Origin of the sequence: Echinicola jeungdonensis (genome assembly GCF_030409905.1) — a bacterium.
In the GTDB taxonomy this organism is placed as follows: domain Bacteria; phylum Bacteroidota; class Bacteroidia; order Cytophagales; family Cyclobacteriaceae; genus Echinicola; species Echinicola jeungdonensis.
On the sequence record NZ_JAUFQT010000001.1, the window covers coordinates 1,208,337 to 1,221,877 of the forward strand.

The 13,541-nt window shown below is 40.9% G+C and carries 10 protein-coding genes; 4 read left to right on the forward strand and 6 right to left on the reverse strand.

Annotation, left to right across the window (positions count from 1 at the left end):
• The first annotated feature begins 37 nt into the window (after window positions 1-37).
• From QWY93_RS05150 to QWY93_RS05160, 3 genes are all read left to right on the forward strand, one after another.
• Window positions 38-1,267: a metallophosphoesterase family protein gene (locus QWY93_RS05150; RefSeq protein ID WP_290247104.1), complete on the forward strand. Its 1,230-nt coding sequence runs from the start codon at window positions 38-40 to the stop codon at window positions 1,265-1,267.
• Complete coding sequence (locus QWY93_RS05155; RefSeq protein WP_290247105.1) at window positions 1,264-4,296, forward strand: SbcC/MukB-like Walker B domain-containing protein; 3,033 nt, start codon at window positions 1,264-1,266, stop codon at window positions 4,294-4,296. The genes QWY93_RS05150 and QWY93_RS05155 overlap by 4 nt, the downstream gene beginning before the upstream one ends.
• A gap of 211 nt (window positions 4,297-4,507) precedes the next feature.
• Window positions 4,508-5,266, forward strand: a complete 759-nt coding sequence (locus QWY93_RS05160; RefSeq protein WP_290247106.1) for a hypothetical protein — start codon at window positions 4,508-4,510, stop codon at window positions 5,264-5,266.
• Between the two features lie 50 nt (window positions 5,267-5,316).
• Here QWY93_RS05160 and QWY93_RS05165 read toward each other — a convergent pair whose 3' ends face one another.
• From QWY93_RS05165 to cysS, 6 genes are all read right to left on the reverse strand, one after another.
• Window positions 5,317-6,375, reverse strand: coding sequence for a UDP-glucose--hexose-1-phosphate uridylyltransferase (locus tag QWY93_RS05165; RefSeq protein ID WP_290247107.1), 1,059 nt, complete (start codon window positions 6,373-6,375; stop codon window positions 5,317-5,319).
• Between the two features lie 159 nt (window positions 6,376-6,534).
• Window positions 6,535-7,683 carry a galactokinase gene (locus tag QWY93_RS05170; protein ID WP_290247108.1) on the reverse strand — a complete coding sequence of 383 codons (1,149 nt, stop codon included), beginning with the start codon at window positions 7,681-7,683 and terminating at the stop codon, window positions 6,535-6,537.
• 17 nt (window positions 7,684-7,700) lie between these two features.
• A complete protein-coding gene (locus QWY93_RS05175; protein ID WP_290247109.1) occupies window positions 7,701-8,783 on the reverse strand; it encodes an aldose epimerase family protein in 1,083 nt (360 codons plus the stop codon).
• Window positions 8,784-8,913: 130 nt separating this feature from the next.
• Window positions 8,914-9,933 (reverse strand): LacI family DNA-binding transcriptional regulator, encoded by a 1,020-nt coding sequence (locus QWY93_RS05180; RefSeq protein ID WP_290247110.1) that lies wholly within the window; start codon window positions 9,931-9,933, stop codon window positions 8,914-8,916.
• Between the two features lie 377 nt (window positions 9,934-10,310).
• Complete coding sequence (locus QWY93_RS05185; protein WP_290247111.1) at window positions 10,311-11,300, reverse strand: M28 family peptidase; 990 nt, start codon at window positions 11,298-11,300, stop codon at window positions 10,311-10,313.
• Window positions 11,290-12,783: a cysteine--tRNA ligase gene (gene cysS / locus QWY93_RS05190; RefSeq protein WP_290247112.1), complete on the reverse strand. Its 1,494-nt coding sequence runs from the start codon at window positions 12,781-12,783 to the stop codon at window positions 11,290-11,292. Before cysS ends, QWY93_RS05185 begins: the two co-directional genes overlap by 11 nt.
• 285 nt (window positions 12,784-13,068) lie before the next feature.
• On the opposite strand from cysS, the gene rimP reads away from it, so the two are divergent.
• The gene (gene rimP / locus QWY93_RS05195) at window positions 13,069-13,539 is read left to right on the forward strand and encodes a ribosome maturation factor RimP (protein WP_290247113.1); all 471 of its coding nucleotides are present in this window, start codon (window positions 13,069-13,071) and stop codon (window positions 13,537-13,539) included.
• Window positions 13,540-13,541: the final 2 nt, after the last annotated feature.

Sequence of the window (13,541 nt, forward strand, 5' to 3'; positions counted from 1 at the left end):
GAAATTGGTATATCAAGAACTTATTCCCCATAAATATATGCTAAAAATCCTTCACACTGCCGATTGGCATTTGGGAAAAAGATTGCAGGAATATTCCCGCCTTGAAGAACAACAACTGGTTCTACAGGAAATAATTGAAATTGCCGATCAGCAAGAGGTAGATCTGATATTACTTGCCGGGGACATATTTGACACTTTTAACCCCAGCCATGAAGCCGTTGAGCTACTATATAAAGCTTTAAAAAGATTATCCAATGACGGTAAAAGGCCCATCATTGCCATTTCAGGCAACCATGACAGCACCCAATTTATTGCTGCCCCAGACCCTTTGACCAGGGAATTGGGGATTTTTTTCTACAGTAAATATGACCAGGAATTTACTACCGGAAAGTTGGAAAGTGGATTGGAGCTTATCCGGGCAGATAAGGGTTTTATGGAATTAAAACTTCCCCGATTCGATTTCCCGGTCAGGATCATCCTGGCCCCCTATGCCAATGAAGTATTGCTCAAGCAATACTTAGGTGAAATGGATAAAGAAGTAGCTTTCCGAAATGTTCTAAAGGAAAAATGGAAAAACACCGCAGATAATTACTGCGATGAAAATGGGGTCAACTTATTTCTGGGCCACTTTTTCTTTATGAAGGAAGGAGAAAAACCCCAGGAGGAACCCGAAAGCGAAAGACCCATTTTACATGTGGGGGGAACACAAGCCTTATTTAGCAATTTGATTCCTGCCCCCATCCAATATGCTGCCCTTGGCCACTTGCATAGGTACCATTCAGTGGATAAAAATCCTTGTCCGGTAGTTTACAGTAGTTCCCCTTTGGCATATAGCTTTAGCGAAGCTAACCAGGAAAAAAAGGTGGTATTAGTGGAAGCATTACCCAATCAGCCGGTAAATTATCAGTCCATCACTCTTTCGAAAGGAAGGCCGCTTTATCAGAAAACCTTTACCAACCTTCCAGACACTTTGCAATGGCTTGAGAAAAACCCTTACTGTTTTGTGGAAATTACTTTTGAAACCGAACAATCCATTGAAGCGGAAACCCGAAGGGCAATAATGAAGGCTCATGATGGAATTGTCAATTTGATCCCTAAACTAACAGGTGAATCAGCCCTACTCAATAAAGGGCTTCAGGCTCAGGACCTCAGTCAGGACATGAACACCTTGTTTAAACGTTATTACCAAAGTGCCAATGGTATGGAACCCAACGAAGAAATCATTTCCCTTTTTAACGAAATTATCAGCCAAAACGACCCTTCATGATTCCCATTAAACTTGAAATCCAGGGCCTCTATTCTTACCAGGAAAAGCAGACCATTGACTTCACACAATTGACGGCGGCAGGATTATTCGGCATTTTCGGCCAGGTGGGCAGTGGCAAATCCTCTGTCCTGGAAGCCATCCTGCTGGCCCTCTATGGCAACACTGAAAGGCTTTCCAACAGAGGGGAGAGAAACAGCATGGTCAATTTGCAGAGTTCCGTTCTTTCCATTTCCCTGGAATTTAATGCAGGCAAAAACAACCAAAACACTTATAAAGCAAGTTACCAGGCAAAAAGAGATCCCAAGAATTTTGACAATATAAAACCTGCAGAGCACATTTTTTATCATCTGTCCAATGGTTCCTGGGTACCTACTGAACAAAAAGGGGAGGAACTGGTAGGCATGAAAATGGAACATTTCCGTCAAACGGTGATCATCCCCCAGGGCAAATTCAGGGATTTTATTGAGCAAAAACCCAAAGAGCGGGCCGATATGATGAAAGAGTTATTCGGACTGGAAAAGTTTGATCTTGCTGATAAAACCAAAAGGCTGATGAGCCAGATCAGGGAACGAAAAATCCAACTGGAAACTCTTTTAGGTGGTTTGGAGGAGTACACAGAGGAATTTTTAACAGAAAACTTGGAGCAACAAAAGCAATTAGCTCTCAAAAAGGAGGAACAAACCAAAGAGTTGACTTCTAAGGAAGCTGCTTTGCAAAAGGCCAATATTATCAAGGAAAAAGCTGAACAACTTGCTGGCTTAAAAAATGAACTAGCATCTTTAGAAAAAAAAGAAGGCCATTATCAACAGCAACGCAAAATATTGGACCAATACCAAAAAGCCTTGGTCCATTTCAAACCACTTTTGGATCAAATTAAAGAAAAAGAATTTGATCTGGAAAAATATGAAGTAAGCGTTACAGACTGTGAACGGTTCAAAACAAGTTATGAAAAATCAGTTGAAGTATTAGAGCTGAAATACCAAAAACTTTACGAGGATTATGGCAAAAAAGGAGAAAAAGAGGCAAGGATAAGAGACCTTCAGCAGGTTAAGGAGTTCAATAAATTATTGGAGCAAAAACTGCCCCTACGCCAAAAATACCTTCAACTGGAAAAGGAAACTTCAAGTTATCAGGAAAAGGCTGATAATCTATCCAAAAAAATACAGGAAATGGAACTTCAATTGGAAAAAATGGATGTTCCAGAAATGGAATGGGTCAGCCAACTTGAAAACACCTATAGGGAATTGAAGCAAAATATTGTCCAATTAGAAAAATTAGAAGGCTTCCAAAGGCAATTAGAAAATGAAAAACAGGCAATAGACCAAAACCGAAAGGAAATTCTTGAGGGTTTAAATTCAAAAAACGATTCCCTTGAAGCAGTCATAGAAAATGAAAATGCCCGCCTGGAAAAGCTTGAAAAAGAACGGGAAAACCTACTTCAACAAAAAGGTTTATTGAGTTATACCCGGGTTTTGGAAGAGGGGGAACCTTGTCCTCTATGCGGTTCCAAGGACCATCCTGCTCCACTACACCCTGATTTTGACGAAGACTTCCTCTCCAAAAACCACACTGAGCTCCAAGCCACCAAAAATCAACTGGACAAGATTCGCCAAGCACAAACTACATTGGAGAAAAAACAAATCCAATGGGAAACCATTCATACCAGAGTAACAGAATCCCAGAGGGAAACGGATTTACTGGCAAAAAGAAACCGGGAACTAATTGTCCCCCTGGAAGAAAAAAACCTGGACAGCATTTCCCAATTGGCGGCTCATTTGGATGCCTGTAAAAGGGTTTTAAAGGAAGAAAAAGCACTTCAGATGGACCTCAAAAAATTAAGAGGTGAAATGCAGTCTTCCCAGAGGGAAGCGGAAAAAGATCTTGCGGCCTTTCATGAAACACAAAAAAAACTGGATACCCTAACGACCAGGATTGAGGCAAAACAAAACGAAGTCCATTATTCCGACCTTTTGGATAAATATAAGGGGGTGGAAGAAAGTAAAATTGACACTGATATTCATAAGGTAAAGCAATATATCGAGGACCTGGAGGTTGCACTACCTAGAGCCCAGGATGCCTTAAAGGCAGAAAGGCAGAAACAAGCCACCAACCTTGCCAATCTTGATAATTTTAAAAAACAACTAAAATCCTCCCAGGAAAATCACCAAAAACTGGTCTCACAATTGAAAACAAACCTGGATACCCATGGCTTTGAGAATAAGGAAATTGTGATCCAACTATTGGAAAAGGAATTGGATGTAGATCAAATTGCAAATGAAATAAAAGCCTTTGACAGGCAAAAGGACTTAACATTGGCCGAAATCCAAAAACTAGAAAGCCAAGAAGCTGTGAAAAATTTCCAACCTGAAACTTTCAACGCTTTGGAACAGGAATACTTTTCCCAAAAAACCATTTTGGATAAAACCAAGGAGGCCCTTTCCCTGTTGCAGAACAAGATCCTTGAAATAAAAAACAAACTCGCGGAAAAGGAACAGCAACAAAAGGAACTCAGGAAAGTAGAAAACAGGGAAAATAACTTAAAAGAGCTTAATAGGCTTTTTTCCGGCAGTGGATTTGTGAAGTTTGTCAGCAATATATACCTCAAAGAGCTGGTCCAAACAGCCAACCTTAGGTTTATGAAGCTGACCAAAAACAACCTCAGCCTGGATATTGATGAAGGTAATATCTTTTGGGTAACTGACCACCTGAATGGAGGAAGGAAACGCTTACTTAAAACCCTTTCGGGAGGGCAAACTTTCCAAGCCTCCCTTTGCCTAGCATTAGCCTTAGCAGAAAAGGTAAAATCCCTCAATAGAGCCGAGCAAAGTTTTTTCTTTTTGGATGAGGGATTTGGGGCATTGGACAAAAATGCGCTTAGAATAGTTTTTAACACACTCAAATCACTCCGTCACGAAAACCGGATCGTAGGCATCATTTCCCATGTGGAAGAACTTCAACAGGAAATAGAAGTGTATGCCCAAGTGGAATTGGATGGAGAAAAAGGCAGCAAAATAGCTTATTCATTTTAGCAAGTTGGGGATGAAGTCAACAATTTTGATTTTTCCCCTTTATAACCATTTCCAATTTTACTCATTCTTCTTTGTATGGTTTACCACTAAAGGGCCCAAAACGACATTTTTAGGTATATAACCGATATTTTACAAATTAATACTGTAATAGGCATATTTATTGAGAAACATGGTTGATAAATTATTTTAAACCAACAAAAACATCGTTTTTATGAAATGTACCACGAAATTCCAGAGGCTTTTTTTGGGAATTGCCACCACAGCCATTGTTGCATCATGTTCACAAACTGATGAAACTCCCGACACTCAAAGCCATGTATCCATGAAAGCTACCATGGCCACAAGCACGTCCACCGAAAGCAGCGGTGGAGGCCTTACTTATGGTAACCTAACCTTTACGGATGTAAAGATGTCCGTGGAAGACATCAAGCTGAACTTGAGAGCAACCAGTGAAGCAAGCAATCAGCCTACCATTGTAAACCTTAAAAATAAAGGACCACAGGTCTTGACTTTGGTAGAAGAAGGCCAGATAGTTGTTGCACCTGTAGCTGATGCCACTGTTTACAACGGTATTTACGGAAAGGTTGATTTTAACTTGATTCCTGCGGCGAATGTCCTAGAAGATGATGAAATGTTTGGAAAATCTGTATTAGTAAAGGCAGATTGGAATGGCATCCCTGCTGAACTTTCTCTTGACATTGAAGATGAAGTAGAGGTTAAGTTTAACAAAGGCATTGAAGTAGATGGAGCCAAAACTTTCATCTTGATCCTTTACATGGACAGATTGCTTGATGGCATAGATCCTTCTTCCATTGTGGATGGAGACGGAGACGGCTTGATCGAAGTAGGTCCAAGTGATGATGATGGAAATGTAGAAGTATATGAACAACTAAAAATGAACATCGAAAGCTCTTTGGAAATGAAAAACGGAGAATTTGATGAAGACAAGGAAATGGGGAAAAATAATTGATCCCAGCCCGATAAAAATAGCTCCCAAGGAATCCCCTGGGAGCTTTTATTTTATTTAGCTGCTACACTTTCTTTATAATGCTCTTTAGGCTGACTTTTCAGTATTTTTACAGCTGATTCTGCGGTGATATCCCTTTGGGGATTGGCTAGCATTTCATAACCCACCATAAATTTCTTTACCGTGGCAGAACGCAGCAATGGCGGATAAAATACCATATGCAAGTCCCATTCAGGATGCTCTTTGCCATCTGTTATGGCCTGATGAAGGCCTGCAGAATAGGGGAAAGAAACCTTGAAAATATTATCATACATGATGGTCAACTTTTTATAGGCATCCGCCAAAGCTTCCATTTGTACCTGGTCCATCTCTGCCAGGGAAGCAATATGGACTTTTGGTGCAATCATGGCTTCAAATGGCCAAACTGCCCAGAAAGGCACCAATCCAACGAAATAATCATTTTCAAATAGGATACGCTCATCCTTCTTCAATTCCTCCTTCACATAGTCCACCACCATGCTTCTGCCATATTTCTCAAAATATGCAGAAAAATTTTCCTGTTTTTTGGATGGCTCTACAGGGACAGATTCCTGCGCCCAAATTTGCCCATGCGGATGGGGATTGGAGCAACCCATAACCGATCCTTTGTTTTCAAAAATCTGAACATAATTGATAAATGACTTGGCACCCAGGTCAAGGTATTCTTTTTTCCACAATTCCACTACTTTAGTCACAGCCTCCACATCCAGCTCAGGAATGGTCAGGTCATGCCTTGGGGAGAAGCAGATTACCCTGCAGATCCCCTTTTCACTTTTTGCGCGGAAAAACTCCCCTTCTACCATTTCCCCTTCAGGAATATCCTGGGTCAGGGCACCAAAATCATTTTGGAAAGAATAGGTGCCTTCGTATTTGGGATTTTCATCACCATTGACACGGGTATTCCCGGGACAGAGGTAGCATTTGGGATCATATTCTACTTTTTCATCCTCTGCTGTGCTTTCTTCCTGTCCTTGCCAGGGCCGTTTGCCACGGTGAGGCGAAACCTGCAGCCATTCCCCGGTAAAGGGGTTATATCTTCTATGGCTATGGTCTTCAAAATTAAAATCAGACATGGTATATTAGGTTTGATATTGTATTTGTAATTAGTAATTGGTTGTTGCTTGTTGCTGGTTGTTGGGTTATAGGTCAAATGCTTTAATCGTTAAGCGTTAAACGTTAAGCCTTCCACAATCCAACATCCAAACAATTCGACAGTTCAACGATTCGACAACCTACACCCGGCGGGTGCCGTCAGTGACATCTACCTCATAGATTTGGAGTTCTTTTCCAAATTCTTCCTTGAAGGCTGCTGCTATTTCCTTTTCGTAGGTTTCTTTTTTGGCCTTTTCCACCAAATTGATGGTACAACCTCCAAAGCCGCCCCCCATCATCCGGGCTCCGGCTACATATTCCTTGGATTTAGCAAAATCAGCAAGGAAATCCAGTTCAGGACAGCTCACCTCATATTTTTGGGAAAGCCCATCATGGGAACCGTACATCTGCTTACCAAAACCTTTGATATCTCCTTTTTCAAGCATTTCACACCCGGTAAGAAGCCTTTCATTTTCTTCAATTACATATTGACAGCGGGTATTAACTACCTCACTGATTTTGTCCTTAACTTCATCCAGCATGGGCACCGTAACATCTCTTAAGCTTTTTACTTCAGGGTGAACTTTTTGAACAGCGTCAACACCTTCCTGACATTCGTTTCTCCGGTCATTATAGGCAGAATCTGCCAGGGAATGTTTTACCTGGGTATCACAAAGGATAATTTGATAATCACCAAGTTCGATTGGGAAATAATTGTATTCCAGGGACCTGCAGTCCAATCTGATAGCATGGTTTTCTTTGCCCATCATGGAGGCAAATTGGTCCATTATACCACATTTTACACCTGCAAACTCATGTTCGGCTTTTTGGGCATATTTCAGCATTGGGATTCTCTCCAGATTAAGGCCAAACAACTCTGAAAGCGCAAGGCAAACCCCGCATTCCAGGGCTGCTGATGAAGACAGTCCTGCCCCAATGGGCACATTTCCTCCAAAAACCAAATTGAAACCGGATAGCTCGTGGCCTGCCTTTTGGATCTGGGCAACAACCCCCATCACATAATTGCCCCAGCCTCCATCCATGGGTGAGAAATCATCCAATGAGAAAGTCAGGGATTCCTGGTAATCATAAGAGAACAAATGGCACTCATCTGAGCCATTTTTCTGAATGGCTATTACCATCTCCTTATCAATGGCAGCAGGAAGGACAAATCCTTCATTATAATCAGTATGTTCACCGATCAGGTTGATCCTTCCAGGGCTTTTTACCAAAATAGGATCCTGATCAAATAAACTTTTAAATTTTGACGCAATGGTATCAGGGTTCATGATTAGGTTGCTTTTATTTATTTATTGATCGAGAATTTAAATTTTGTGAAAGAATCAAATTCCTCTCCGGGTTTTAAAACTACAGAAGGGAAGTGTGCTTTATTGGGAGAGTCAGGAAAATGCTGGGTTTCTATGGCAATCCCTGCATGTTGATGATAAGTGCTTCCATTTTTCCCTTTCAAGCTTCCATCGAAGTAATTGGCAGTATAAAACTGCACACCAGGCTCTGAGGTTGACACTTCCATTTCAATGCCGCTTTGGGCATTTGAAAGCTTAATATTTGGCTTTTTCTGATCAAGGACCAAGGTCTGGTCAAGCCCATTTCCTATTTTCACTTGAGGATGATCTGCAAAAACGCATTCCCGGATTTTTTTGGGCTCCAAAAAATCATAGGGGCTGTTTTTTACGGAAAGAATTTCACCAGTCGGGATGCTTTTTTCTTTTACAGGCACATAGAAAGGTGCATTGACCTGCAAATCATGGTCTAATATGGATTTTGAAAAATCTCCTCCCAAATTAAAATAAGCATGGTTGGTCAGATTTACCACAGTTGTTTTATCAGTCTTTGCTTTGTAATGGATAGTAAATTCATCTCCATCACAGAAGCCAAAAAATATTTCCACCTCTAGATTTCCAGGATAATTTTCCTCTCCATCCGGGCTGAGGTAGCGGAGTTTAAGGCCATTTTCGACTATCTCTGCTTTCCATATCTTTTTATCATATCCTTCTTTCCCTCCATGAAGGTGGTTTCCCTGATGGGAATTATCCAACTGTATGGTTTTTCCTTCCAAAGTAAAAGTTCCTCCCTCAATCCGGTTACAGACCCGGCCCACGGTACTTCCCATAAATGCCCCGGATTGAAAATAAGCTTCGGATTGATAACCTTCAAAACTGTCAAAACCCAATACGACATCCTGGAGCTGGCCTTCCTTATTAATTACAAATAAATGGGTCAGAGTGGCGCCATAATTGGTGACACATGCCTTATGGCCTTTTGGACTTATGATGGTATAAAGCTGGATTTCCTGACCGTCTTTGTTTTTACCAAAAACGGTCTCCTCTATCTTAATTGCACTTTGGGTTTGGTTAGATGCTGACAATGGATTGGTATTTAATTATTTGGCTTTGATTTTTTCTTTCAAATCGCCAAAATAACAGATAAAAAAATGCTTTCCGGCCTCTTTGTGCGTTATTTTTGAAAAAAACGTTCCCGAAAACGTTTCCAGCCCTTTACTTCTTTTGGGAAGATTTTCTCATAACCAATTCTGTTTCCAAAACAATGGTCCTGGGTTGAAAACCTTCCGGGTCTATCAGTTGATCCAAAAGATTATTGGCTGCCAATTTTCCCATTTCATAAGCAGGTTGGTCAACGGTGGTCAAGGAAGGATCAAGTGCATCCGAAAAAGGCATATTGGTAAACCCTACCAAGGCCATTTCCCCGGGGATTTTAATTCCTTTTTCCTTAAGGACTTTCATTACATCGACTGCTACAGGGTCATTGAGAGCAAAAATAGCGTCCGGCCGGCTTTTCAATTTCAACAGATCTTCAGTCAGAGACCTGTTGCTTCTTTCAGTGAGATCACTATGGGCAATCAATTGGGGATCCACTTCTATCCCCACTTCCCGAAGTGCTTTTTCATACCCGTCCAACCTTTTTTTACAAATATACAGCCCTTCCGGCCCTGACATAAATGCAATCCGCTTACATCCCTGGCCAATCAAGTGCTTTGTTGCTTGGTAAGCCCCTTGGGTATCGTTTACAGTTACCGTGGTAACCGGCAATTCTTCATAGATCCGGTCAAAAAGTACAAAGGGAATTTCTTTTTCATAAAGATTGGTCAAATGTTCGTATTGTTTTGTCTCCCTGGAAAGTGAAATCAATAGTCCGTCCACCCTACTTGATATTAAAGTTCGGATATCGGATTTTTCCTGTTCGTAATTTTCATTGGACTGGCAGATCATCACATTGTAACCTCGCTTATATGCCGTATCCTGGATTCCACTGATGTTGGCTGCAAAAAAATGGGAGGCCAATTCAGGCACTACAATCCCCAGCGTTTTGGTTTTGTTGACCCTCAAACTCTGGGCCACCACATTGGGGGAGTAATTCATTTCCTCAGCAGTCCTTAGAACCTTTTTCCGGGTTTCCAGCTTAATCTCAGGGGAGTTTCGCAATGCCCTGGAAACGGTAGAAATCGAAATATCCAGTTTCAGGGCGATATCGCGGATGGTAACTTGTCCTTTTTTCATGATCTCCTTTACTCATTCAAAAAATAAATATAATTAATTTTTATTCACCTGAAGCATATTAAAGAAATGGAGCGGGAAAATCGTTTTTATAACTTTAAAAGTTGGGTTTATTTAATTGATTCGAATTTATTAGGTACTAAGTACAAGGACAGGTGTGCAAGTAGTAACTTAGAAAATTAGGAAGTTGCCTTTTGAGGAGGAAAAATAATTGTTTGAGACCAAACCAAAGATTGGAGCATATCAAATAAAACATTGGTCTTTTGGGGCTTAGACCAAGAAAAGAAATCCAGCTAACAATTAATATTTTGCCAAAATTGGATATTTCATTTACCCTAAAAGCCAAAATGTTTTTTTCACCTTTAAACAAGCGATCAAGTCTATTCTTGATAAAGTGTAAAAAGCACTGTTTCCCCCACGGCCCTCAAGGTCCTTTTATCTATGATTTCCATATTATCAGTGTGCTTGTGATGGTACCTGCCAAAGCCAAAATCAGGGGAATAATCGATTATATCGATCATTGGAATTTTGGCCACTTCATTTACAGGAATATGATCATCGGTAATGGGATGGGATTTTCGCATTTGGAAAAAATCACTGTGGCCTATCATATGGGAAATTTCCCAGACTTTATTGACAATATTTTTTGCATATTGCATGGAAACACCCTCTTTATAAAACTGGGCTCCCTTTGCCCCCACCATGTCCAACAAGATACCATAATAGGCAGAATAACCTGGCTCATGCGGATTCTTGGACCAATGTTGTGAGCCCAGACACCACCACTGCGCATCATTTCTACCACTTTTTGAGGTTTCGGGTTTCCCATCATCCTCCCCGTCAAAAAGGATAAAATCAATGCCAATATCTGGGTTCTTTTCCGAAGAAGTGATCACTCTTGCTATTTCCAACAAAACCCCTACCCCGCTTCCGCCATCATTGGCGCCATCTATGGGTTCATTTATTCTTTCGGTGTCTTTATCAGCCATTCTCCTGGTATCCCAGTGAGCAGCCAACAGGATTCTTTTTTTGGCATTTGGTTTAAATGAAGCAATGATATTGGTCAACTCCAATGTTTTGCCATCATAGGAGCTGGCCGTAAATTCCTGGGATTTTACCTCCAGGCCATAACCTTCCAGCTTTTGAATTAGCCAGGCTTTGGTCTCCCTATGGCCTTCTGTATTTGGAACCCTTGGTCCAAAATCAACTTGCTTTTGGATAAAATGGTAAGCAGAATCAGCATTGAAGTCAGGAACCTCCTTTTTTAATTCGGCAAGGTCTGGTTTATCTTCGGTTATTTTTTCGGTATTATCTCCACAGGCCCATAATATCAAGGCCGAGGCCATCGCCCAAATAATCCTATTCTTCATATGCCCAATCCACTTTATCTTTCATGTCTTTGACCACTACCCCCACATCTTTCAATGCGGAGCGAATTTCATCCACACGGTCATAATTTTTGGCCAATTTAGCTTCTTTATATACCTTCAACAAGATCTCCAAAAGTTCCTCACCACGGTTTTCAGATTCTTCCACTAAGCCCAGTATATCCTCCACAAAAATGGTGAAGGTTTGGATCATTTTATCAAATACAGCTTTTCCCAGCTGGCCAAACTTCAATTGGCCTGTATATAAACTGTTAATTTTCTTCAGGATATTAAATAAATGACCAATCGCTTGGGCCGTATTGAAATCATCATTCATGGCCCGGTAAGCATTTTCAATACTTTTTTCTACCTGTTGGATTTGTTTTTCATCCTTTTCAACTCCTGCCTCCTCCTGGAATTCCAACTTTTTGGCCACCCTTAAACCATTGATGATTTTTTTATATCCTTTTTGTGCAGCCTTTAAGGCTTCATTGGAAAAATCCAAAGTGGACCTATAATGCGCCGTAAGAATAAAAAAACGCACCGTCATAGGCGTGTAAGCCTGATCCAGCAATTCATGCTTCCCAGAAAAAAGCTCTTGCAGGGTAATAAAATTCCCTAGGGATTTGCCCATCTTCTGGCCATTGATGGTGATCATATTATTATGCATCCAATATTTGGCAGGATCAGCATCATGGCTGGCATTACCCTGTGCAATTTCACACTCATGATGGGGAAACATCAAATCCATCCCTCCACCATGGATATCAAAATGATTTCCCAGGTATTTTGAGCTCATGGCAGTACACTCCAGGTGCCAGCCCGGGAAGCCCAACCCCCAAGGGGACTCCCATTTCATCAGGTGTTCAGGAGAAGCTTTTTTCCACAAGGCAAAATCAATAGGATTTCTTTTTTCATTTTGGCCTTCAAGTTCCCTGCTCCCACTCAACAACTCCTCCAATACCCTTCCGGATAGTTTCCCGTAAGTCTTTTCTTTGTTGTATTTTAAAACATCAAAATATACGCTTCCATTTACCTCATAAGCCAAGCCATTATCCAAAATTTCCTGTACCAATTTGATCTGTTCTGGAATATGGCCGGTAGCTCTTGGTTCAATATTGGGTTTTAGCGTATTCAATGCCTCCATATCCCTGTGATAGGTATCGGTATAATGCTGGGCCACCTCCATGGGCTCCAATTGTTCCAGCTTGGCTTTTTTAGCTATTTTATCCTCTCCATCATCCGAATCTCCCTGCAAATGCCCAACATCCGTAATATTGCGGACATACCTCACTTTATAATTTAGATGTTGCAAATACCGGTAAACCGTATCAAAGGTTACCGCCGGCCTTGCATGCCCAAGGTGGGCATCACCATAAACGGTAGGGCCACAAACATAAAGTCCCACCAAAGGAGGCTGAATGGGGGTAAAAATCTCTTTTTCCCGTGAAAGTGTATTGTAAATCTTAAGTTCTTGTGGTTGCATACGGCAAATTTAATTAAACCCTTTAAAAATCTATAAGGATTAAAAACCTAAACCCATTTTGAACTATTTACCGGGTAAGCCAAGAGGACTCCCCTGGCCCCAATAAATTCAGGTTTTAAAAAGGATGATTAAAAAGGAATTTTCAAAAATAAACATCAAACATGGATTTTTATTGCTAATTCATTTCTTTTTTTACGAAAAAAAATTTACTACCTTTGTACCGTATTAGCCGTTTAAAAGAGAGGGGACACAAAGTCCCCTCTTTCATTATAGGTAGATTAAGGTATGAATTTAAAGCAGACGATCACTGAGATTGTTGACAAGCATCTTCCCGATGAAAGCCATTTTGTGGTGGATGTCCTCATCAGTCCAGGAGGGCCAAAGCAGAAGTTAAGTGTGTTAATTGACGCGGACGGTGGATTAAAGATAGACACCTGTGCCCGGGTAAGTCGTGCTGTTGGGGAAGAACTGGAGGCCAAGGAACTAATTGAAAACGCTTATGTGTTAGAAGTTTCCTCACCGGGCATTGACCATCCTTTGACTTCCTTAAGGCAGTATCGCAAAAACATTGGCAGGAGCCTAAAAATCACCTTGGAAGAGGGAGGTCACCTGGAAGGACAACTAGTTTCGGCTGACTCTTCCTCCATTACCCTAAAGGTCAAGCAAAAAGAAAAAGGCAAAAAAGCAACTGAGCAGGAAATGCCTATAGCTTTGGAGCAAATCAAGAAATCAATTGTATTAGTCTCTTTTAAATAAAA